The 17,832-nt window shown below is 75.8% G+C and carries 20 protein-coding genes; 12 read left to right on the forward strand and 8 right to left on the reverse strand.

What is annotated here, in order from left to right:
- Nucleotides 1-182: 182 nt before the first annotated feature.
- The 3 genes from AB0O09_RS28165 to AB0O09_RS28175 all read right to left on the reverse strand — a co-directional run bounded on the left by AB0O09_RS28165 (nucleotide 183) and on the right by AB0O09_RS28175 (nucleotide 2,304).
- A complete protein-coding gene (locus AB0O09_RS28165; protein WP_363546053.1) occupies nucleotides 183-539 on the reverse strand; it encodes an ADP-ribosylglycohydrolase family protein in 357 nt (118 codons plus the stop codon).
- 120 nt (nucleotides 540-659) lie between these two features.
- Entirely contained in the window at nucleotides 660-1,247 is a 588-nt protein-coding gene (locus AB0O09_RS28170) for a TetR family transcriptional regulator (protein ID WP_363546055.1), read from the reverse strand.
- 40 nt (nucleotides 1,248-1,287) lie between these two features.
- On the reverse strand, nucleotides 1,288-2,304 hold the full coding sequence (locus AB0O09_RS28175; RefSeq protein WP_363546058.1) for an aldo/keto reductase: 1,017 nt from the start codon (nucleotides 2,302-2,304) through the stop codon (nucleotides 1,288-1,290).
- 531 nt (nucleotides 2,305-2,835) lie between these two features.
- Between AB0O09_RS28175 and AB0O09_RS28180 the strand changes: the two genes are divergently transcribed.
- The 6 genes from AB0O09_RS28180 to paaE all read left to right on the forward strand — a co-directional run bounded on the left by AB0O09_RS28180 (nucleotide 2,836) and on the right by paaE (nucleotide 8,123).
- A complete protein-coding gene (locus tag AB0O09_RS28180) occupies nucleotides 2,836-4,176 on the forward strand; it encodes a M20 family metallopeptidase (RefSeq protein ID WP_363546061.1) in 1,341 nt (446 codons plus the stop codon).
- A 253-nt stretch (nucleotides 4,177-4,429) separates the two neighbouring features.
- A complete protein-coding gene (gene paaA / locus AB0O09_RS28185) occupies nucleotides 4,430-5,362 on the forward strand; it encodes a 1,2-phenylacetyl-CoA epoxidase subunit PaaA (protein ID WP_363546211.1) in 933 nt (310 codons plus the stop codon).
- Nucleotides 5,359-5,652 carry a 1,2-phenylacetyl-CoA epoxidase subunit PaaB gene (paaB, locus tag AB0O09_RS28190; protein WP_030265759.1) on the forward strand — a complete coding sequence of 98 codons (294 nt, stop codon included), beginning with the start codon at nucleotides 5,359-5,361 and terminating at the stop codon, nucleotides 5,650-5,652. The genes paaA and paaB overlap by 4 nt, the downstream gene beginning before the upstream one ends.
- A gap of 30 nt (nucleotides 5,653-5,682) precedes the next feature.
- On the forward strand, nucleotides 5,683-6,564 hold the full coding sequence (gene paaC, locus AB0O09_RS28195) for a 1,2-phenylacetyl-CoA epoxidase subunit PaaC (protein ID WP_363546064.1): 882 nt from the start codon (nucleotides 5,683-5,685) through the stop codon (nucleotides 6,562-6,564).
- Nucleotides 6,558-7,055: a 1,2-phenylacetyl-CoA epoxidase subunit PaaD gene (paaD, locus tag AB0O09_RS28200; protein WP_363546067.1), complete on the forward strand. Its 498-nt coding sequence runs from the start codon at nucleotides 6,558-6,560 to the stop codon at nucleotides 7,053-7,055. The genes paaC and paaD overlap by 7 nt, the downstream gene beginning before the upstream one ends.
- Nucleotides 7,056-8,123 carry a 1,2-phenylacetyl-CoA epoxidase subunit PaaE gene (gene paaE, locus AB0O09_RS28205; RefSeq protein ID WP_363546070.1) on the forward strand — a complete coding sequence of 356 codons (1,068 nt, stop codon included), beginning with the start codon at nucleotides 7,056-7,058 and terminating at the stop codon, nucleotides 8,121-8,123.
- A 105-nt stretch (nucleotides 8,124-8,228) separates the two neighbouring features.
- Here paaE and AB0O09_RS28210 read toward each other — a convergent pair whose 3' ends face one another.
- Both AB0O09_RS28210 and AB0O09_RS28215 read right to left on the reverse strand, forming a co-directional pair.
- The gene (locus tag AB0O09_RS28210; RefSeq protein WP_363546073.1) at nucleotides 8,229-9,392 is read right to left on the reverse strand and encodes an FAD-dependent oxidoreductase; all 1,164 of its coding nucleotides are present in this window, start codon (nucleotides 9,390-9,392) and stop codon (nucleotides 8,229-8,231) included.
- 94 nt (nucleotides 9,393-9,486) lie between these two features.
- Complete coding sequence (locus tag AB0O09_RS28215) at nucleotides 9,487-9,858, reverse strand: YbjQ family protein (protein ID WP_363546075.1); 372 nt, start codon at nucleotides 9,856-9,858, stop codon at nucleotides 9,487-9,489.
- Nucleotides 9,859-9,956: 98 nt separating this feature from the next.
- Here AB0O09_RS28215 and AB0O09_RS28220 point away from each other — a divergent pair, with 98 nt between their 5' ends.
- The 4 genes from AB0O09_RS28220 (at nucleotide 9,957) to AB0O09_RS28235 (ending at nucleotide 12,949) form a co-directional block, all read left to right on the forward strand.
- Nucleotides 9,957-10,430, forward strand: coding sequence for a hypothetical protein (locus AB0O09_RS28220; RefSeq protein ID WP_363546078.1), 474 nt, complete (start codon nucleotides 9,957-9,959; stop codon nucleotides 10,428-10,430).
- A 113-nt stretch (nucleotides 10,431-10,543) separates the two neighbouring features.
- Nucleotides 10,544-11,464 (forward strand): hypothetical protein, encoded by a 921-nt coding sequence (locus AB0O09_RS28225; RefSeq protein ID WP_363546080.1) that lies wholly within the window; start codon nucleotides 10,544-10,546, stop codon nucleotides 11,462-11,464.
- Between the two features lie 30 nt (nucleotides 11,465-11,494).
- The gene (locus tag AB0O09_RS28230; RefSeq protein WP_363546083.1) at nucleotides 11,495-12,205 is read left to right on the forward strand and encodes an aminoacyl-tRNA hydrolase; all 711 of its coding nucleotides are present in this window, start codon (nucleotides 11,495-11,497) and stop codon (nucleotides 12,203-12,205) included.
- A 3-nt stretch (nucleotides 12,206-12,208) separates the two neighbouring features.
- On the forward strand, nucleotides 12,209-12,949 hold the full coding sequence (locus AB0O09_RS28235; protein WP_363546086.1) for a methyltransferase domain-containing protein: 741 nt from the start codon (nucleotides 12,209-12,211) through the stop codon (nucleotides 12,947-12,949).
- 85 nt (nucleotides 12,950-13,034) lie between these two features.
- Here AB0O09_RS28235 and AB0O09_RS28240 read toward each other — a convergent pair whose 3' ends face one another.
- The 3 genes from AB0O09_RS28240 to AB0O09_RS28250 all read right to left on the reverse strand — a co-directional run bounded on the left by AB0O09_RS28240 (nucleotide 13,035) and on the right by AB0O09_RS28250 (nucleotide 15,833).
- The gene (locus AB0O09_RS28240) at nucleotides 13,035-13,994 is read right to left on the reverse strand and encodes an EamA family transporter (RefSeq protein WP_363546089.1); all 960 of its coding nucleotides are present in this window, start codon (nucleotides 13,992-13,994) and stop codon (nucleotides 13,035-13,037) included.
- A 196-nt stretch (nucleotides 13,995-14,190) separates the two neighbouring features.
- Nucleotides 14,191-14,928, reverse strand: a complete 738-nt coding sequence (locus tag AB0O09_RS28245; protein ID WP_363546092.1) for a hypothetical protein — start codon at nucleotides 14,926-14,928, stop codon at nucleotides 14,191-14,193.
- Nucleotides 14,925-15,833: an ABC transporter ATP-binding protein gene (locus tag AB0O09_RS28250; RefSeq protein WP_363546095.1), complete on the reverse strand. Its 909-nt coding sequence runs from the start codon at nucleotides 15,831-15,833 to the stop codon at nucleotides 14,925-14,927. Before AB0O09_RS28250 ends, AB0O09_RS28245 begins: the two co-directional genes overlap by 4 nt.
- Before the next feature lie 130 nt (nucleotides 15,834-15,963).
- Between AB0O09_RS28250 and AB0O09_RS28255 the strand changes: the two genes are divergently transcribed.
- A complete protein-coding gene (locus AB0O09_RS28255; protein ID WP_363546097.1) occupies nucleotides 15,964-17,130 on the forward strand; it encodes a histidine kinase in 1,167 nt (388 codons plus the stop codon).
- Nucleotides 17,127-17,774 carry a response regulator transcription factor gene (locus tag AB0O09_RS28260; RefSeq protein WP_363546100.1) on the forward strand — a complete coding sequence of 216 codons (648 nt, stop codon included), beginning with the start codon at nucleotides 17,127-17,129 and terminating at the stop codon, nucleotides 17,772-17,774. Before AB0O09_RS28255 ends, AB0O09_RS28260 begins: the two co-directional genes overlap by 4 nt.
- The last annotated feature ends 58 nt before the right edge of the window (nucleotides 17,775-17,832 follow it).

The raw sequence follows: 17,832 nt of genomic DNA on the forward strand, positions 1-17,832 counted from the left end.
CGCACCGGACGGAAGTCCGAGTACGTCCAGTACGAGGACTTCCGGCCGGCACGCCGACAGCACGCACCGGACGCCGCTCCTTGACGGGCGAAGGTCGCCTGACGCGGCACTAGGCCGCCTCCTGCGCGGGCCGCGGCCGGGGGCTGGTGCCGGCCCGGGTCCCGCCGTCGACGGTCCCGCCGTCAGGGCTGCGGGGACGCCCAGGCGGGGAGGGGCTCGCGGGCGTCCAGCCAGGCGGCGGGGACGTCGGTGAGGCCGGTGCGGGCGGCGGTGACGCCGCCGGCGACGGCGCAGGTGGTGTCCATGTCGCCCCAGCCGCCGAGGGTCTCCTGCCGCACCTCGCCGCAGCGGTCGAGGTGCTGGACGACGACCAGCGCCATCGCGGTGTCGTCGGTCCACTTCCACGGCCCGGGTCGCGCGATCCGGGCGGCCTGCTCGGCGGCGGCCTCGTCGACGCGCGGCGAGAACCAGCGGTCGCCGAAGGAGTCTCCGAGGGCGAGGCCCTGCAGGCTGTCCAGGGCCGCGGTCGGCGCGCGCATGTTGTCCTCCGGGTGAGAATGACCGATGGCGGCATTCTCTCCGCGGCGGGGCTGCCCGGACCAGCGGATTTCCGGGCCGACGGACTGCCGGTGCGGCGGGTGCGGGCGTGCGGCGCCGCGTCAGCGGCCGCGCAGGCCCTCCAGCAGGAGCGACCAGAGGGCCTCGAAGTCCTCCTGGGCGGCCGGGCGGGACCACTCGGCGGCGTGCGCCGGGTCGTGGAAGTGCGCGGTGGCGAGGAAGACCGAGCGGGCCACCGGTCCGGCCGGGGCGTCGCGGAACTCGCCGCGCCGGACGCCGTCCTCGACGATCTGCCGGATCTGCGCGACCAGCGTCTCGACGTGCTCCTCCACCGTCCCGCTGACCTCGCCGACCAGCACCATGTAGGTGGCGAACAGCTCCGGGTCCTCCAGCGCCTTCTGCCGCTTGGCGGCGAACAGCGTGGCCAGCCAGCGGTGCAGCCGCTCGGCGGCCGGGCCCGGCTCGGCGGCGATCGCCGCGAGTTCGTCGTGGGCCCGGTCCAGCCAGCGCTGGGTGACGGCCTCGCGCAGCGCCGCCTTGCTGGGGAAGTGCCGGTAGACGCTGCCGTGGCTGACGCCGAGGGCGCGGGCGATGTCGACCACGGTGGCCTTCGCCGGACCGAACCGCCGCAGGACGTCCTCCGCCGTGCTCAGGATCTGCTCGGCGGTGAGTGCGTTGTCCGTGGCCACGGGGAGGTCGTCCTTCGGTGTCGGTGCGGCGGGCGGCTGCTCAGCGCTCGCTGTCCAGCATCGCCATCTGTGCCGCAGCGTACCGGTCGCCCGCGGCCGACCCCTCCGGCACGGCGGCCTCGATCGCGGCGAGGTCGGCGGCGGTGAGGCGGACGTCCAGCGAGCCGAGCGCCTCGGCGAGCCGGTCGCGGCGGCGGGCGCCGACCAGCGGCACGACGTCCGCGCCGCGGGAGGCGACCCAGGCGATCGCGGCCTGGGCGACAGTGGCGCCCTTCGCCTCGGCCACCGAGCGCAGCGCCTCGACCAGGGCCAGGTTGCGGGTCAGGTTCTCGCCCTGGAAGCGCGGGCTGTGGCCGCGGAAGTCGCTCGCGCCGATCTCCCGGTCGGCGTTCCAGTGGCCGCTGAGCAGACCGCGGGAGAGCACCCCGTAGGCGGTGATGCCGATGCCGAGCTCGCGCGCCACGGGCAGCACGTCGGCCTCCAGGGATCGGGAGAGCAGCGAGTACTCGATCTGCAGGTCGCTGATCGGGTGCACGGCCGCGGCGCGGCGCAGCGTCTCGGCGCCGACCTCGGAGAGGCCGATGTGCCGGACGTAGCCGGCCTTCACCAGTTCGGCGATCGCGCCGACGGTCTCCTCGATCGGCACGTCCGGGTCGAGCCGGGCCGGGCGGTAGACGTCGACGTGGTCGGTGCGCAGCCGGCGCAGGGTGTAGGCCAGGGCGGACTTGGTGGCGGCCGGGCTCGCGTCGTAGCCGAGCCAGCCGTCGTCCGGGCCGCGCTGGGCGCCGAACTTGACGCTGATCTGCACCGTCTCGCGGTCGCGGCCGCGGAGCGCCTCGTGCAGCAGCAGCTCGTTGTGGCCCATGCCGTAGAAGTCGCCGGTGTCCATCAGGGTGACGCCGGCGTCGAGGGCGGCGTGGATCGTGGCGATCGACTCGGCCTCGTCGGCGGGGCCGTACAGGTCGGACATGCCCATCAGGCCGAGGCCGAGGGCGGAGGTCTCCGGGCCGGTGGTGCCGAGGGTGGTGCGGGCAGGCGCCGTGGGCGTGGTGGGCATCGGGGCTCCCGGGGTCGAGGGCGGAAAGCGGTGACGATTCGACTATGGCATGTCGGATGACAGATTTCAATATCTGTCATCCGATGGCCGGTGTGGGTGCGAGGCGGGGGTGACCGATATCAAAGACTGATCGGCCGTCACCCGTCGGACGTGGATCGGCCGCCCGCGGGCGGTTCGGACTGCCGAAGCGACACCGCAGGTCCATCGTGGGAACCGGGACGCGCGCACCCGTCGCGGGACGGGCCGCGCAGCACCGGGCCACCTCGCACGGAGGTGATCGGGTCTTCTAGGCTCACTTCCCGAGCCTCCCCGGTTACCGGTGCCCGGCCGCACCGCGCACCGGGGGCGCCGTCCACGGACCCCGGACGCCGGGGCCGCCGGAGCGAGCGAGGAGGACGACGTGTCACCCAGTCCGAGGTTGCACCATCGACCGCTGCCCGACCGGACACCGGTCCCGGCCGCCGCCCGACCCCCACGACCGCCACAACCCCGGTCGGCCGCCCCGACCGCCCCGGGTTGTGGAGGTGCGAGGTGAGCCCGCATACCGTCCTCCCGGCCGAGCCGGGAACGGCACCGGCCGGAGCGGCGGCCGGACAACCCGCGGCCGACCGCGCCGCCGACGGCGAACCCGCGAATACCGCGGCGGCGCCCGCCCCGACCCGGACCGCCGACCCGGCGGCCCCCGCAGCCGCACCCGGCCTGCCCGCCCTGCCGGGACTCCCGCAGGCGCTCACCACCCGGGCCCGCACCCTCGCCGGCGCCGTACGCCGCCGCTGCACCGCCCTCGCCGCCCTGGAGTCGCCCAGCGGCGACGCCCCCCGACTCGACGCCCTCGCCGAAGAGCTGTCGGCCGGCTTCCGTGCCACCGGCGCGCGTGCCCGCCGCGAGAAGGGACCGGCCGGCGACCACCTGGTCCTGGAGTGGCCCGGCCGCGAGGAGTCCCTGCCCCACCTGCTGGTGGTCGGCCACCACGACACCGTCTGGCCGGCCGGGACCCTCGCCGACTGGCCCGTCGAGGAGGAGGACGGCCGGCTCAGCGGCCCCGGCGTGCTCGACATGAAAGCCGGACTCGCCCTGCTGGAGGGCGCCTTCGCCCTGCTCGCCGACCTCGGACAGCGCCCGCACCGGACGGTCCGCCTGGTGGTGGTCTCCGACGAGGAGGTCGGCAGCCCGGACGGGCGGCGCCTGGTCGAACGCCAACTCCCGGGCGCCGCGGCCGTCCTGGGCCTGGAGCCGTCCCACCCCGACGGCCGGCTCAAGACCGCCAGACGCGGCTCCACCCGCGTCCTGCTCAGCGTCACCGGGCGGGAGGCGCACGCCGGCAACAACGCCGCCGAAGGCGTCTCCGCCGTCGACGAACTGGTCGACCAGCTGGTCGCCGTCCGCGGGCTCGGCCGGATGCCCGGCACCGAGCTCAACACCGGCCGGATCACCGGCGGCACCCGCGCCAACGTGATCGCCGGCCGGGCGGAGGCCGAACTCGGCCTGCGCTTCGCCACCGCCGAGGCGCAGCGCCGCGCCCTCGACACCCTCTCCCACCTCACCGCGCTGCGGCCCGGCGCCAAGGTCCGCACCGAGGTGCTGTCCAGCCGGCCGGCCTGGCCCGAGCGTCCCGTCAACCCGCTGCTGCGGCACGTCCGTTCACTGGCCGCGGCGCTCGGCGAGCAGCTGGACGGCGCCCCGGCCGGCGGCGCGGGCGACACCAACCTCGCCGGCGCCCGCGGCCTGCCCACCCTGGACGGTCTCGGCGCCGTCGGCCGCGGTCCGCACGCCCGGCACGAGCACGTGCTGGTCGACCAGTTCGCCCCGCGGATCGCCCTGCTGGCGGCGCTCCTCGCCGTACCGCTGCCCCGCCTGCGCGACCGCGCCTGATCCCCCCGGCCCCGGTCCGGGCGGTGACCCCGCCCGGACCGCCCGCCCGGGCCCGCCGGGTCCTCCGTGTGCGGACCCACCCGGCCCCCTGCGACCCGCGCCCGCCCGGCCGCTCGCGCCCGGCGCCGCGGCGCCCCGTTCCCCGCCCTCCGCGACCGCCGTGGAGCGTGCCTTGTCAGGCCGGGGTCCGGCCGTACAGAATGGGACCGACCGAACGGTCAGTCGGGAGGTGGGTGGAGTGACGGCGACGGAGCTGAGCGAGGCGACCCTGGAGGGGCGCTTCGACGCTGTGGTGGGTGCCGAGCAGCGGATCGAACCGCGCGACTGGATGCCGGACGCCTACCGGGCGACCCTGGTGCGCCAGATCGCGCAGCACGCGCACTCGGAGATCATCGGCATGCAGCCGGAGGGCAACTGGCTCACCCGGGCCCCCTCCCTGCGCCGCAAGGCGATCCTGCTCGCCAAGGCGCAGGACGAGGCCGGCCACGGCCTGTACCTGTACGCGGCCGCCGAGACCCTCGGCGTCGACCGGGCCGAGCTCACCGAGAAGCTCATCAGCGGACGCCAGAAGTACTCGTCGATCTTCAACTACCCGACGCTGACCTTCGCCGACGTCGGCGTGATCGGCTGGCTGGTGGACGGCGCCGCGATCTGCAACCAGGTGCCGCTGTGCCGCTGCAGCTACGGCCCGTACGCCCGGGCGATGGTCCGCATCTGCAAGGAGGAGTCCTTCCACCAGCGGCAGGGCTACGAGCTGCTGATGACGCTGATGCGCGGCACCGACGCCCAGCGCCGGATGGTGCAGGACGCGGTCGACCGCTGGTGGTGGCCGTCGCTGATGATGTTCGGCCCGCCGGACGACGACTCCCCGAACAGCGCCCGGTCGATGGCCTGGCGGATCAAGCGGCACTCCAACGACGACCTGCGCCAGCGCTTCGTCGACATGACCGTGCCGCAGGCCGAGCACCTCGGCGTCACCCTCCCCGACCCGGCCCTGAGCTGGAACGAGGAGCGCGGCAGCTGGGACTTCGGCGAGCCCGACTGGTCGGAGCTCAAGAAGGTGATCACCGGGCAGGGCCCCTGCAACGCGCAGCGCGTCGAGCGCCGCCGGGCCGCCCACGAGGACGGTGCCTGGGTCCGCGAGGCGGCCCTGGCGTACGCGGAGAAGAAGCGGAGCGCACAGTGAACGCGAACCGGGCCGGCTGGCCGCTCTACGAGGTGTTCGTCCGCCCGCGGCGCGGCCTGAACCACGTCCACGTGGGCTCGCTGCACGCCGCCGACGACCGGATGGCGCTGCTCGCCGCCCGCGACCTCTACACCCGCCGCAACGAGGGCGTCAGCCTCTGGGTGGTGCCCTCCGCCGCGATCACCGCCTCCACCCCGGACGAGCAGGACCCGTTCTTCGCCCCCAGCGGCGACAAGGTCTACCGCCACCCGACCTTCTACGACATCCCCGAGGATGTCCCGCACATCTGAGCCCGCTCCGTCCGACCAGGGGATGCCGACATGACCGACGACCACGTGTACCTGACGCTCAGCGAGGCCGGGCCCGAGCCCGAGGGCGAGGCCCGCTGGGCGTACGGCACCGGCTTCGCCGACCCGCTGCTCGGCGTCGACACCGCGCTGCCGGACGGCGTCGAGGGCGCCGACCTCGCCGCGTACTGCCAGATGCTGGGCGACGACGCCCTGGTGCTCTCCCAGCGGCTCATCGAATGGTGCACCCGGGCGCCCGAGCTGGAGGAGGAGGTCGCCCTCGCCAACCTCGGCCTCGACCTGCTCGGCCAGGCCCGCCGGCTGCTCACCCGGGCAGGCCAGGCCGACGGCTCCGGCCGCACCGAGGACGACCTCGCCTACTGGCGCGAGGACCACGAGTTCCGCAACGTCCGGCTGGTCGAGGTGCCCAACGGCGACTTCGCGCACACCGTCGCCCGGATCCTCGCCTTCGCCACCGCCCGGCAGGCCCTCTACCAGCGGCTCGTCCACCACGCCGACCCGGTGCTCGCCGCCGTCGCCGCCGCCGGCACCAAGGAACTCGCCTACCACCGCGAGTGGGCCCAGGAGTGGCTGCTGCGCCTCGGCGACGGCACCCCGTACTCGCACGAGCGGATGCAGGCCGGCCTCGACGCCGTCTGGCCGCTGCTCGACGAACTCTTCACCCCGCACCCCGTCGAACTGCGGCTCGGCACCGACCCGGCCGCCCTGCGCGAGCCCGTGCTGGCGCTGCTCGCCGACGACATCGCCGAGGCCACCCTCACCGTGCCGGACGCCGCCCCGCTGGCGTACGTCGGCGGCCGGGCCGGCCGCGACGGCGTCCACACCGAGGCCCTCGGCCCGCTGCTCGCCGAACTGCAGGTCGTCGCCCGTGCCCACCCGGGGGCGACATGGTGACCACCACCACCCGCGCCTGGGAGGCGGCCGCCGCCGTCACCGACCCCGAGCTGCCCATGCTCACCCTCGCCGACCTCGGCGTGCTCGCCGGCGTCGAGGAGAGCGGCGACGCCGTCACCGCCTGGCTCACCCCCACCTACTCGGGCTGCCCCGCCGTCGCCGAGATGGCCGCCGACGTGGACGCCCGGCTGCGGGAGGCCGGCTACACCGACGTCACCGTCCGGCTGCGGCTCGACCCGCCGTGGTCCACCGACCTGATCAGCGACGAGGGCCGGCGCAAGCTCGCCGAAGCCGGCATCGCACCCCCGTCCGCCGGCGGGCCGCCCTCCGGCGGAGTGCTGCGGCTCGGCCCGACCCGCCGCGCGGTGACCTGCCCGCAGTGCGGTTCCACCGACACCGAGGAGCTCTCCCGCTTCGGCTCCACCGCCTGCAAGGCGCTGTGGCGCTGCCGCAGCTGCCGCGAGCCGTTCGACCGGATCAAGGAGATCTAGATGGCCGTCCGCCGCCCGACCTTCCACGAGCTGCGCATCGCAGCCCTGGAACCGCTCTGCGAGGACGCCGTCGCGGTCACCTTCGAGGTACCGGACACCCTTGCCGAGGACTTCGCCTTCCGGCCCGGCCAGACGCTCACCCTGCGCCGCATCGTCGACGGCGCCGACGAGCGCCGCTCGTACTCGCTCTGCTCGCCCGTCGGCGGGTCGCTGCGGATCGCCGTGCGGGAAGTGCCCGGCGGGCTGTTCTCCCGCTGGCTGGTCCGCGACGCCCGGGTCGGCGAACCCGTCGAGGTGATGCCCCCGACCGGCCTGTTCACCCCCGAACTCGACGAGCCCGCCGAACACGTGCTCATCGCCGCCGGCTCCGGCATCACCCCGATGCTCTCCATCGCCGGCTCCGTGCTCGACGCCCACCCCGGCTCCCGCGTCACCCTGCTCTACGGCAACCGCCGCAGCGACACCGTCATGTTCTCCGACGAGCTCGCCGACCTGAAGGACCGCCACCTCGGCCGCTTCCAGCTCGTCCACGTCCTCTCCCGGGAGAGCCGCGACGCCGAACTGCTCAGCGGCCGCCTCGACCCGGACCGGATGAAGGCCCTGATCGGCGCCCTCCTCGACACCCCCGAGGTCGACCACTGGTGGCTCTGCGGCCCCTACGGCATGGTCGTCGGCGCCAAGCACCTGCTCACCGAACTCGGCGTGCCCGCCGACCGGGTCCACCAGGAGCTCTTCCACGCCGAGGACGAGCCCGAGTACGAGCGCGGCGAGGAACAGCCCGTCTCCGGTGACCTCAGCGAGGTCACCGTCGTCCTCGACGGCCGGTCCAGCGTGCTCGCACTGCCCCGCGACCGCTCGGTGCTGGACGGCGCCCAGCGCTCCCGCCCCGACCTGCCGTTCGCCTGCAAGGGCGGGGTGTGCGGCACCTGCCGCGCGCTGGTCTGCGACGGCGAGGTCGAGATGCGGCGCAACTTCGCCCTGGAGGAGAAGGAGGTCGCCGCCGGCTACGTCCTCACCTGCCAGGCCCGCCCCGTCACCGACAAGGTCACCGTCGACTTCGACCGGTAGGAGCCCCCACGCCCTCCCAGGTGGTTGCCCCGAAACGCGTGCGTGCGGGGATTGCCACCGGGGGCGCGGGGAACTGCGCGATTCGGATGCGGGTCACCGTACGGATCAGGGGTTGGCCCGAACTGTCGTGACGCCCGCCCCCGGGCTGCGCAGTTCCACGCGCCCCTGAGGGGTTGTTCCCAGCGTTCCTGGATGGCTGCCCCCGAGCAGCCTGACGATGGCGTTGGCTGCCGTGCGGCCGGCGCGGTTGGCTCCGACGGTGCTGGCGGAGGGGCCGTAGCCGACCAGGTGGATCCTCGGGTCGGCGGCGGCGCGGGTGCCCTCCATCCGGATGCCGCCGCCGGGCCCCCGCAGGCCGAGCGGCGCCAGGTGCGTCACCTCGGGCCGGAAGCCGGTCGCCCAGACGACGGCGTCCACGTGCTCCTCGACGCCGTCCCAGACGGCGCCGTGCGCGGTCAGCCGGTCGAACATCGGCCGGCGTTCGAGCACGCCCAGCTCCTCGGCCCGCCGGTACGCCACCGACGGGCCGAGTCCGGTCACGCTCACCACGCTCCGCACCGGCAGGCCCTCCCGGACCCGCTGCTCGACCAGGGCCACCGCGGCCCGCCCGGCCTCGGGGGTGAACGGGCCGTCCCGGTAGACGGGCGGCCGCCGGGTCACCCACACAGTCTCCGCGACGGCGCCGACCTCGGACAGCACCTGGATCGCGGAGGCGCCGCCGCCGACCACCACCACGCGCTGCCCGGTGAACTCCTCGGGCCCGCGGTAGTCCGCGTAGTGCAGCTGCCGGCCCTCGAACCGGCCGGGGTAGTGCGGCAGGAACGGCCTGGTCCAGGTGCCGGTGGCGTTGACCAGGGCCCGTGCCGTCCAGTCGCCGCGGTCCGTCTCGACCCGGAGCCGGCCGTCCGGCAGCGACCGGACCGCCCGCACCCGCACCGGCCGCAGCACGGGCAGTGCGTGCTTCGCCTCGTAGGCCGCGAAGTATCCCGGGACGACCGTGTTGGCCGGTGCCTGCGGGTCGACGGCGGGCAGTTCGAAGTCCGGCAGGTCGTGGAACCCGTGCACGGTGGCCATCCGCAGCGAGGGGGAGCGGTGTGCCCAGGCGCCGCCCGGGGCGCTGTCCGCGTCGAGCACCACGAAGCCGCGGTACGGCTCGAAGCCGCGCCGCCGCAGGTGGTACGCGGCGGACAGGCCGGCCTGCCCGGCGCCGATCACCACGACGTCCACCTCGCGCGGCGCGTCCCAGGTCGTTTCGCCTTCAACGGTCATGCCTATGGAACATTGCACAAGCCGCACATGTTCCGGCGGGCACGCCGACGGCCCGGACCCACCCGTCCGGCGGGACCGGGCCGTCGACGGCGGGTCAGCCGAGGGGGACGATCCGGGCGGCGGTGCCGTAGGCGCAGATCTCCGTTCCCACGTCGGCGGCCTCCGACACGTCGAAGCGCATCATCAGCACCGCGTTGCCCGCGCGCGCCTTCGTCTGCTCGATCAGCCGGCTCATCGCCTGGTTGCGGCTCTCCACCAGGGTCTTGGTCAGGCCCTTCAGCTCGCCGCCGACCAGCGACTTCAGCCCCGCGCCGATCTGCGAACCGATGTGCCGGCTGCGCACCGTCAGGCCGAAGACCTCGCCGATCACGTGCTCGACCCGGTGCCCGGGCACGTCGTTGGTGGTCACCACCAGCACCTCGGCGTCCGGGCGCTGCCCGCCGCCGTACTCGTCGATGTTTCCCATGCCCCCACCATCGGCGACGGGCCGCGGGAAGCCGCCCCGGCTCGCCGGTGGGCGCCCGATCCTCGTCCGATAGGGTCCTCCGCCATGGGAATCCCGCCGTGCTGAAGGCCGTGCTGCAGGGCATCGGCCTCGGGCTGCTCGTGATCGTCGTGGCGGTCGGCGGCACCGTCGCGTGGCTGTCGCGGCCCGGCGCCGGCGAGTACCCCTCGCGCACCGCGGACGCCCGGCTCGACCGGCTCGCCGACGACCCCCTGCTCGACGCCCTCGCCACGGCCCTCGGCAGCACCGCCGCGGCGCGGAGGTGGCCCTGCCGGGACACCCCGCACGGCCGGATGCCGCCCATGGTCACGGCCGACTACACCGGCCCGCGCACCGCACCCACCGAGCAGCGGCTCCGCGACCTCGCCGCGCGGACCGGCTGGCGGCACGAGACCACCACCGGCGGCGGCCCGTGGTCCTCCGTCGGCCTCACCAAGTCCTTCGACGGCTGGCGCAGCAGCGCCACCGTCACCGTCGAGCCGTCCGCCGTGCACGTCGAACTGGACGCCTCCGAGGACGACGGCTGCCCCTGAGGGCCACCACCGGCCCACCGCCGGGGCGGCGCCCCGGCGCGCGCCGCCCACCACGCGGAAGAAGGTGGCGGACACCGGTGATTCCTGGGCCGCCCTGGCCGTACTGTAGGCGCATGGGCGAGCGAAGCGATCATCCGCAGGGGCCGGGCGCGGCGGAGGACTCCGGCGCGCAGGAGATCGAGGCGACGGTGGTGCTCGGGATCCGCATCACCGACTGGCCGGCACTGCGCGCCGCCGCGCTGGCGGCCGTCGACGAGCTGGACTTCGACGGGGCCGACCCCGTCGGGCAGCGCAGCGAACTGCTCCGCGAGGTCGCCGACGACCCGAACGCGGCGCTCGGCGTGCTGCTCCACCCGGACCGGCTGGTCGCCGCCGTCCCCGGCATCGAGGCGCTCGGCGGCACCCTGGAGATCAGCGTCACCGACGACTTCGCCCCCGACTTCGCCGAGCTCTTCCCGCTCGACGGCGAGGACGGCGAGGGCGCCGACTGGACGCTCACCCCGCGCACCGCCTGTCTGCTGCACACCCAGCTGGTCGGCCTCGCCGACGCCGCCTACGACGACCTGGAGGAGCACGAGGACGAGCCCGTCACCGAGGGCGACGAGCCCGACTGGACGGTCTACGCCCGGCTGCCCCGCCGCACCTGGTCGATGCACCGCACCTGGCGCCGGGCCCTCGCCCGCACCTTCGACGACCTCGCCGAGGACCTCTCGCTCGGCGAATGGCCGCTGCCCCGCTGCCTCGCCGAGGAGGTGGCGCTGCGGATGGCCCTCGCTGACGCCCGCAGCCTGCTCGGCGCCCAGCCCGAGTCCGTCGCCGACATGATGGGCGACCTGCCCGCCGACCTCTACGACTACGACTGGGACGGCTGCGCCGACGAACTCTTCGGCGTCTACGGGCCCGACGAGGGCGACCCCGACCTGGAGACCGCCGACCGGATCGACCAGCTGCTGGCCGCCACTCACCCCGAGGGCTGGTTCCTCGGCTACGAGGACGCCGAGGAGCGCGACCCCCAGCGCGGATACCGCCGCTGACGCCGCGGCGGCTGCTGGCATGCTGGTGGGGTGAGTTCTCCCTTCGCCGCCCCGAGCACCCCCGACGAGCCCGTCGACCGCGACAGCAAGGAGCAGTACGTGCTGCCCCTGGTCGTCCGGATCGAGCGGGCCGACCCGCCCGCCCGCACCGACGCGCTGGAGACCTCGGCCCGCGCCGTGCTGACCCTGCTCGCCGACCCCCGGGTCACCGACGGGGACGGCGAGTGGGCCGAGCGGGTCGCCGCGTGGGAGGACGCCCGGATCCGCAAGGTCGTCCGGCGGGCCCGCGGCGGCGAGTGGCGCAAGGCCGGCGAGCTGCCCGGGATCACCGTCACCGGCGCCACCGCGGAGGTCCGGGTCTTCCCGCCCGTCCCGCTCGACGGCTGGCCGAGGGAACTCGCCAAGCTCCAGGTCTCCGGCACCGACCTGGACGACCCCGAGGCGCCCGCCGCCCCGGCCGGGGGGCTGCCGGTGCTCTGGCTCAACCCCGACCTGGAGATGAGCGCCGGAAAGACCATGGCGCAGACCGGCCACGCCGCCCAGCTCGCCTGGTGGCGGCTGGACGACACCCGCCGCAAGGAATGGGCCGAGAGCGGCTTCGCGCTCGCCGTCCGCACCGCCGCCCCCGAGGACTGGGCCGCCCTCACCGAGAGCGGCCTGCCCCTCGTCCGCGACGCCGGATTCACCGAGATCGCGCCCGGCAGCTGCACCGTCGTCGCCGACCACCCCGCTCTCCGGTAGCCCGTGCTCGACTACGACGACGAGGCCGCGACCTACGACGCCACCCGCGGCGGGGAGGAACGCGCCGGGGCCGCCGCGGCCGCGGTCGAACGGCTGCTGCCGCCCGCCGCAGCCCTCGTGGTGGACGTCGCCTGCGGCACCGGCATCGTCACCGCGCGGCTCCGCCGTCCCGGCCGGACCGTCCTCGGCGTCGACCGCTCCGGCGGCATGGCCGCGGTCGCCGCCGGGCGGCTGCCCGGCCGCGTGGTGCTCGGCGACGCCGGCCGGCTGCCGCTCGCCGGGGGCCGGGCGGACGCCGTCGTCCTGGTCTGGCTGCTCCACCTGCTGCCGGACGCCGGACCGGTGCTCGCCGAGGCCGCCCGGGTGCTCCGCCCCGGCGGGGTGGTGATCACCACGGTGGACAAGAACGCCGCCGCCTTCGGCACCGACAGCGACGTCGCCCGGCTCACCGCACCCCTGCGGGAGGCCCACGGCCGGACGCCCGCCGACGGCCACCGCACGGTGCTGGAGGCCGGTGCCCGCCACGGGCTGCGGCCCACCGCAGAGACCGGCTTCGACGGCGCCGGCCAGGGCCGCAGCCCCGCGGACTGGCGCCGCGCCGTCGAAGCCGGCCGCATCCCCTGGGCCACCGCCGCCGGCCCCGACGGCAGCGCCCGACTCTGCCGTGACCTCGCCGCCCTCCCCGACCAGGACCGCCCCCGCCCGCAGCCCCGCTACCGCCTGCTGGCCCTCCACCGCGGCTGACACGCGGCCAGGAGGCGGAGCGAACCGCGAGATCCGGGTGCGGCCGTCAGGGAGGTGCCCCCACGCGCCCCTACGGGCGGACCCCTCAGGCCGGGCGGGGACGGGCCGCCGGGCGGGCCTCGGCGACGGCCAGTCCGGTGACCGAGGCGAGCAGCACGGCCGTGCCGGCGGCCGTCGCCGTGGTCAGGTGCTCGCCCAGCAGCAGGACGGCGATCCCCGTCGCGCTGACCGGTTCGATCAGCGCGATCACCGAGGCCGTGGTGGCCCGGACGACCGCGGCGCCCGCGAAGTACAGCGCGTAGGCGAGCGCGGTGGGCACCGAGGCCAGGTAGACCAGCAGCAGCACCGTCCGGCCGAGGCCCGCGGACTGCGGCAGCACCCCCTCGGCGAGGGCGAACGGCAGCAGGCAGACCGCGCAGACCGCGAACGACCACAGGGTGGTCGCCGACGGGCTCTGAGACTCCCCGGCCCGGCCGAGCCGGCGGGTGTACAGGGTGATGCAGCCGTACCCGGAGGCCGACACCAGCGCCCACATCACCCCGGCGGGCCGGACCTCGCCGCTGCCGCCGTCCCCGAGGACGAGGACGGCCAGTCCGGCCAGCGCCCCCGAGACGGCCACGACGCCGGCGCCGCCGAGGCGCTCGCCCATGGTCAGCCGGGCGCCGACCGCGACCAGGACCGGCGCCGACCCGAGGGTCACCACGGTGGCCACCGCCAGGCCGGTCTGCTGGACGGCGACGAAGTACGCGGCCTGGAAGACCGTCAGCCCGAGGCCGTTGACGGCGATCCGGACGACCCGGCGGCGCAGCGGCAGCACCGCGCCCGCCGGCCGCCGCCGGCCACCGCGCCGGCGCCCGGTGCATGCCCGGACGGCCAGCAGCAGGACGACGCCGCCGACGGACCGCCAGAAGGTGAGGGCGAGCGGGCCGAGCCCGCTGCCCTGGTACAGCAGCGCGGCGGCCGCGCCCGCGGTGCCCCAGGCCGTCGCGGAGAAGGTGATGTAGAGCAGGCCCCGGCCGACGGGCAGGGCGGAGGGGGTGGACATGGGTGTTCTCCCACAGAAGAGGTCGGTCGCGTGGTCCCGTCCGCGGGCAGCGCCGACCGCCCCGGGGCCTCACCCCGGAGTCACGGTCTTCCGTGGCCTCGCCGCCCGCTCAGGCGGCGGGAGGTGGCAGAACAGCCGGATGCATGGCGGTCACCCTACCCGCCGGCCCGCCCGTCCCCGCCGCGGGCCGGCCGGGTCAGGCGTCGTGCCGCCGCAGCGAGACCAGCCCGCCCCACGCGGCGGCCGCCGCCCAGAGCGCCATCACCAGCAGGCCCGTCCAGTGGCCGTAGGGGACGGCCGGGTCGGCGCGGTAGTTCATCGCGTACAGGCCGGCCCGGTCCGGCAGGAAGTACGCCGCCTCGCGGACCCCGGGCACCGCGGTGAGGAAGGTCGTGCCGAGGAAGACCGCGGGCGTCAGCAGTCCCGTCGCGGCGGTGAGGTTGCGCAGCATCGCGGTGGCGCCGAGGCAGATCACCAGCAGCAGCGGGTGGTACAGCACACCGGCGACGATGCTGCGCACCGCCCCGGGCCGCCCGAGGTCCAGGCCCACCGTCGCGGAGGTCGCCAGGTGCGCGCCGGCCACCGAGAGCAGGCCGACGACCAAACCGACCCCGGTGCCGAGCAGCAGCTTCCCCGCGTAGAACCGGCCGCGCCGCGGCACCGCCGCGAGCGAGGCCCGCACCGTGCCGGAGGCGTACTCCTGGCCGATCAGCAGGATGCCGCTGCAGACCACCGCGACGTGGCCGAACAGCAGGCCGTAGTAGATGCCGCCGGCCGGGTCGTCCTCCAGCGAGGTGTCGACGCGGCCGTACGCGGCCTGCACGGCGGCGGTGATGCCGGTGGTGAGCAGCACCGCGAGCAGCGGGGTGATCCACTGGGAGCGCAGCGTGGTGAACTTGACCCACTCCGCGCGCAGGGCGAACGCCGCACTCATGCCGCCACCGCCCGGTACTCCACCGCGTCCGCGGTCATCCGCATGAAAGCCTCCTCCAACGAGTCCTGCAGCAACGACAGTTCGTACAGGGCGACACCGTGCCGGGCGGCCAGCGCGCCGATCTCCTCGGGGGCGGCGCCGGAGACCTCCCAGGCGCCGCCCTCCACCGGTTCGGCCGCCGTGCCCGAGGTGCGCAGCAGGTCGGCCAGCTTCAGCGGGTCGACGGCGCGCACCCGGACCCGCGTCCGCCCGTGCCGCGCCAGGAAGGCCTCGGTGGACAGGTCGGCCAGCAGCCGGCCCCGGCCGACCACCACCAGGTGGTCCGCGGTGAGCGCCATCTCGGCCATCAGGTGGGAGGAGACCAGCACCGCCCGGCCCTCACCGGCGAGGCCGCGCAGCAGGGTGCGGATCCACCGGATGCCCTCCGGGTCGAGGCCGTTAACCGGCTCGTCCAGCAGCAGCACCGGCGGGTCGCCGAGCAGGGCGGCGGCGACCCCGAGCCGCTGCCGCATGCCGAGCGAGAAGCCCCTGATCCGCCGGTCGGCGGCCTCGGCCAGCCCGACCTGCTGCAGCACCTCGTCGATCCGGCGCCGCGGCAGGCCGTTGCTCGCCGCGAGCCAGCGCAGATGGCCGCGGGCCGTCCGGCCGCCGTGCACCGCGTGGGCGTCCAGCAGGGCGCCCACCCGGCGCAGCGGCGCCTCCAGCTCGGCGTACGGGCGGCCGTGCACCAGCGCCTCGCCCGCGGTCGGCCGGTCCAGCCCGAGCACCATCCGCAGCGTGGTGGACTTCCCTGCGCCGTTCGGGCCGAGGAAACCGGTCACCCGGCCCGGCTCCACCCGGAAGTCCAGTCCGTCCACGGCCGTCGTCGCGCCGTACCGCTTGGTCAGGTTCCTGACCTCGATCACCGTCGTACCTCCCCTGGTCGATGCCTCCAGCCAACCGGGCCGGCGGCGCCGGGGGATCCCGCCCGGGAGTGGACCGTCTCCCTCCCGGGAGGGAGGCGGCGCACCGCGCCGAGCTGGGAGGATCGGTGCCGTGCCCCGCCTCCTCGCCCCGCTGCTCCAGGCCGCCACCTACGCGCGCTGGCTGCACCTGCTGACCGGGACGGTGTTCGTCGCCGTCGTCCTGCTGGTGTACCCGGGCGCCGAGACCGGACGGCCGCTGTGGTGGGTGGTGGCGGTGAGCGCGGCGCTCGACTCGGCGTTGCTCGGCCTCGCCGCGCTGCTGCCGGCCACCCGCCGGGCCGAGGGGGTGCTCGCCGGGCTGCTGCTGGCGCCCGGCCGGGAGGAGACCATCGGGGTCGCACCGTCCGCGGGCTGGCGCGACCGCGGCCGGACGGCGGGGTGGCTGCTCGCCCGGGTCGGTCTCGGCTTCGCGGCCGGGCTGGTCACCGTCCGCGGGCTGACGACCGCCGTCGACCTGCTGACCGCCCCGCCCTGGGGGCCGCTGCTGGTGCCGCCGTTCTGCCTCGCCCTGCTCTGGCTGATCGTGCTCGCCGGACGGCTCCAACTCGCCCTGGCCGTGCGGCTGCTGGGCCCCTCGGCGGCGGACCGGCTGGCCGCCGCGGAGCTGCGCGCCGAGCGCCTGCTGGAACGCAACCGGCTCGCCCGGGAGCTGCACGACTCGATCGGCCACGCCCTCACCGTCACCGTGCTGCAGGCCGGCGCCGCCCGGGAGGTCGCCGACCCGGCCTTCCGGGAGAAGGCCCTGGAGGCGATCGAGACCACCGGCCGGCAGGCCATGGAGGACCTGGAACGGATGCTCGTCCTGCTCCGCGAGACCCCCGACGGCGCCGCCGCCGAGCGCCCCGGGCTCGACCGGGTGCCCGCGCTGTTCGACGCCGCCCGGGCCGCGGGGAGCCCCGTCGAGGCGGCGGTCGACCCGGCGCTCGCCGCCCGGCTGCCGGGAGTCGTCTCCCGCGAGGCCTACCGGATCGTCCAGGAGGGCGTCACCAACGCCCTCAAGCACGCGCCGGGCACGCCGATCAGGGTCCGGGCCGCGGTCGACGCCGGTCGGCTCGACCTGCACTGCGCCACCGCCCTGCCCGCCGGCGGACACCGGCAGGGCCGCACCGGCCGCGGCGGCCGGGGACTGCGCGGAGTCCGGGAGCGGGCCGTGCTGCTCGGCGGGGCGGCCGAGGCCGGCCGCAGGGACGGCGACTGGGTGCTGTCCGTCAGCCTGCCGATACGGTTGGCCGAATGATCGACATCCTGCTGGTGGACGACGAGGAACTCGTCCGGACGGGGCTGCGGGCCGTCCTGGAGGCCCAGGGCGACCTGCGCGTGGTGGGGGAGGCGGCGGACGGCGCCGAAGCGCTCGGCCTGGTCCGCTCGCTGCGGCCGCACGTGGTGCTGATGGACGTCCGGATGCCCGAGGTCGACGGCCTCACCGCGACCCGCGCGATCCTCCGCGACACCGACGCCCCGCCGCGGATCCTCGTCCTCACCACCTTCGAGAACGACGACTACGTGTACGAGGCGCTGCGGGCCGGCGCCGCCGGGTTCCTGCTCAAGCGGGCCCGCCCGGCCGAGATCGTGCACGCCGTCCGGCTGGCCGAGGCCGGCGATTCGCTGCTCTTCCCCGCGGCCGTCCGCCGGCTCGCGGCCGGCCGCAGCGACGCCGGGGCCGCCGCGACCCTGGCCCGCGCGGCGCTGACCGCCCGCGAGGCCGAGGTGCTGAGGCTGATGGCCCGCGGCCTGTCCAACGCGGAGATCGCCGCCGAACTGGTGCTCGGCGTCCAGACCGTCAAGACCCACGTCAGCGCCGTCCTCGGCAAACTCGGCGCCCGCGACCGCACCCAGGCCGTCGTCACCGCCTACGAGTCCGGCTTCGTCACCCCGGCGTGACGGCACGTTCGCGTGCGGCGCGCCGCGGATGCGGAAAAGGCCCGGTCGAGCGGGCGGA

This window comes from Kitasatospora sp. NPDC093679 (assembly GCF_040683455.1).
Classification (GTDB): domain Bacteria; phylum Actinomycetota; class Actinomycetes; order Streptomycetales; family Streptomycetaceae; genus Kitasatospora; species Kitasatospora arboriphila.

What these genes read in the sequence shown, in the direction of transcription:
- AB0O09_RS28165 (WP_363546053.1), bottom strand. Translation starts at nt 539, where the DNA reads ATGCGCGCGCCGACCGCGGCCCTGGACAGCCTGCAGGGCCTCGCCCTC.
- AB0O09_RS28175 (WP_363546058.1), bottom strand. Translation starts at nt 2,304, where the DNA reads ATGCCCACCACGCCCACGGCGCCTGCCCGCACCACCCTCGGCACCACC.
- paaC (WP_363546064.1), top strand. Translation starts at nt 5,683, where the DNA reads ATGACCGACGACCACGTGTACCTGACGCTCAGCGAGGCCGGGCCCGAG.
- paaD (WP_363546067.1), top strand. Translation starts at nt 6,558, where the DNA reads ATGGTGACCACCACCACCCGCGCCTGGGAGGCGGCCGCCGCCGTCACC.
- paaE (WP_363546070.1), top strand. Translation starts at nt 7,056, where the DNA reads ATGGCCGTCCGCCGCCCGACCTTCCACGAGCTGCGCATCGCAGCCCTG.
- AB0O09_RS28210 (WP_363546073.1), bottom strand. Translation starts at nt 9,392, where the DNA reads ATGACCGTTGAAGGCGAAACGACCTGGGACGCGCCGCGCGAGGTGGAC.
- AB0O09_RS28215 (WP_363546075.1), bottom strand. Translation starts at nt 9,858, where the DNA reads ATGGGAAACATCGACGAGTACGGCGGCGGGCAGCGCCCGGACGCCGAG.
- AB0O09_RS28225 (WP_363546080.1), top strand. Translation starts at nt 10,544, where the DNA reads ATGGGCGAGCGAAGCGATCATCCGCAGGGGCCGGGCGCGGCGGAGGAC.
- AB0O09_RS28240 (WP_363546089.1), bottom strand. Translation starts at nt 13,994, where the DNA reads ATGTCCACCCCCTCCGCCCTGCCCGTCGGCCGGGGCCTGCTCTACATC.
- AB0O09_RS28245 (WP_363546092.1), bottom strand. Translation starts at nt 14,928, where the DNA reads ATGAGTGCGGCGTTCGCCCTGCGCGCGGAGTGGGTCAAGTTCACCACG.
- AB0O09_RS28260 (WP_363546100.1), top strand. Translation starts at nt 17,127, where the DNA reads ATGATCGACATCCTGCTGGTGGACGACGAGGAACTCGTCCGGACGGGG.